The organism is Streptomyces sp. NPDC006265 (assembly GCF_040613555.1).
GTDB lineage: Bacteria > Actinomycetota > Actinomycetes > Streptomycetales > Streptomycetaceae > Streptomyces.
In genome coordinates, this window is the sequence record NZ_JBEXSH010001253.1 from 1 (window position 1) to 1,916 (window position 1,916).

General features: G+C 67.3%; 1 protein-coding gene. It reads left to right on the plus strand.

Features of this window, described 5'->3' with window-relative positions:
* Positions 1 to 943: 943 nt before the first annotated feature.
* On the plus strand, positions 944 to 1,570 hold the full coding sequence (locus ABZ281_RS47725) for a hypothetical protein (RefSeq protein ID WP_356664922.1): 627 nt from the start codon (positions 944 to 946) through the stop codon (positions 1,568 to 1,570).
* Positions 1,571 to 1,916: the final 346 nt, after the last annotated feature.

Sequence of the window (1,916 nt, forward strand, 5' to 3'; positions counted from 1 at the left end):
ATGACCCGGCCACCCCCGACATCTACCCCCAACAGATAACACTCTTCCCCTACCCCCCGCTCTTCCTATCGGGCCGGCCGGGGGCCGGCCGAGGAGCCGGCCCGCGGGGCGGGCCGGAGGCCGGCGGGCGGGCCGGCCTCGAATTCAGTTTCTCTTTCCTGTGGTTGGGGTTAAAGAATGGCTGGCTAGATGGAGGGGGGCCCTCGGTGGTCTTGCGGGCCTTTTCTGTGGTTTCTCGACGGGTTTTCGGGTTGTCCCGGTGGTGTTTCTCTGCGGGTGGTCCCGATTCCCTGTGGTGCCAGACCATTCTATGGGTTCTGGCCCCTCAAATTCAAGTTGTGCGGCGGGAATTGACGGGGTCTCCGCTCCCTGGGCCCGGGGGCTGCTCCGGCGGGGCCGGGGTGCCTCTGTATGGGCTGTAGCGGCAGCCTACAGGGCTCTTGACGGGTTGGGGAAGGGGTTCGGGTGCTGTGGCGTTCACGGGTTCTGTGCGGCTTTTCGGGGAGCATGCGGAGTGGCGTTAGATTCGAGGGTTCGGGATTTGGCGGGTTGTTAGATTCAGTGCCCCGGGGTGTTAGATCCGGGGTCGCTCGAATCGGCGCGTATGGGCAGGGTGTTAGATTCGCGGGTTGGGTCGGGGTGGCGTTTGCGGGTGGCGTTAGATTCGCGTTGCGGGCCCGTGGAGGGTGTTAGATCCGGGGTCGCGCGGGGGCGGGGTCGGGTGGGTCGAGGGTTGGGGCGGGGGGTGTGGGTGCGGTCGGTCGTGGGGCGGGGTGGCGGGGGGTGAGGTTCCTAGTTGGAGATTGGTTTGGTTGAGTGTGTGGGGGTGGTCCCGTTCCGATGTTGCGTATTCACTGTTCGATGTGTACAGTAGTTATCACGAGGTCGGGGGAACGAAGAACCGGCCGAGAAACCACCTACTGACCCTGTTGGAGGGATCTTCATGTCCGGTACCCAGACGTTCACCACCCCGGCCGGTAACACCTACTCGTACGCGGTCGAGACGGGCGAGAACGGCGAGGCGGTCTACGACCTGTCCCGCGTCCTCCAGGACGGGGTGTTCCCGATCGGCACGGTCGTGGTCCACCCGAACTGGGAGCTGTTCCCGAAGACCGAGGGTCTGCTGAACGTCCAGTTCGGCAAGGGCAGCGGCACCGACCGCCACGAGCGGACCGACGCCCCGAAGCTGGGTGACATGGAGCTGCCGTACGTGGTCGGCAGTCACCTGGTCAACCCGGCCGACCTGAGCGCCGAGACGGACAACGGGGCCGCGCCGCTGCTGAAGTTCCGCAAGCGGATGCTCGGTTCGGCCTTCGAGACCAACTCCCCGGCCGAGCCCGCGAGCCAGGACACCTTCGACAAGGTCCGCGACCTCGTCACCGGCCTGGTCACCACCTACCAGGCCGACAAGGCCACCCCCAAGCGCGAGGCCGCGTACACCAAGTTCCTCAACGGCAAGCGCGCCGAGGCCGTCCAGGCCGAGATCAACAAGCTCGACGGCAAGGCACAGGCACTCGCCTTCATCCGCGCCGAACTGGTCGAGAAGCTGAACGGCTACAAGACCGCCTAACCCCCCACCCACCACCCGGCGGCCCCAACACCCACAGGGGCCGCCGGGCCCGGCCCCGTCCCCTGGCCGTACACGACCCTCACCCCGACGTCCGGGGACAGGGCCGGCACCCCGGGTGAACCGTCTGGACACGGCACGACTCGCTGAGCGGGCGCGCGGGGTTCGATTCCCCATTCACCCACCCGATCGCCCAACGACCACTGAACCACCGAAGAGACCAGGGCAGGACCGGTCTGACCCCCCAGGACCCACCCCCCCCCCCCCCCCGGCCGGGCCCCACAACCCCCAACCCCCCCACGGCCGGTGGCCGGGCCCACCACCCACAAACAAAGGAAGATCACACCTC

What these genes read in the sequence shown, in the direction of transcription:
- ABZ281_RS47725 (WP_356664922.1), top strand. Translation starts at nt 944, where the DNA reads ATGTCCGGTACCCAGACGTTCACCACCCCGGCCGGTAACACCTACTCG.